This is a genomic window from Marinomonas gallaica, from assembly GCF_001639745.1.
In the GTDB taxonomy this organism is placed as follows: domain Bacteria; phylum Pseudomonadota; class Gammaproteobacteria; order Pseudomonadales; family Marinomonadaceae; genus Marinomonas; species Marinomonas gallaica.
Genome location: NZ_LTAX01000109.1, coordinates 1 through 241, shown reverse-complemented (window position 1 = coordinate 241; position 241 = coordinate 1). Strand labels below are relative to the sequence as shown.

1 tRNA gene is annotated in these 241 nt (G+C 47.7%); it reads left to right on the top strand.

Features of this window, described 5'->3' with window-relative positions:
• Positions 1-77: transfer RNA gene (locus AYW76_RS18830), tRNA-Ile, on the top strand.
• Positions 78-241 lie beyond the last annotated feature (164 nt).

The following is a 241-nucleotide window of genomic DNA, read 5'->3' as shown; positions in this document are numbered from 1 at the left end:
GGGTCTGTAGCTCAGTTGGTTAGAGCGCACCCCTGATAAGGGTGAGGTCGGCCGTTCAAATCGGCCCAGACCCACCAATCACAAGATTGGAAACCGGTTAAGCCGCTTGTTGGTTAGAGCGCACCCCATTCTCTTTGTTAAAAGTGGGTGAGGTCATGTCTTTACGTTCAAATCGGCCCAGACCCACCAGTATTTCAAAGAGTCTATCTCTTAAGATGCTGGTGTTAATAATGTTCAAAAA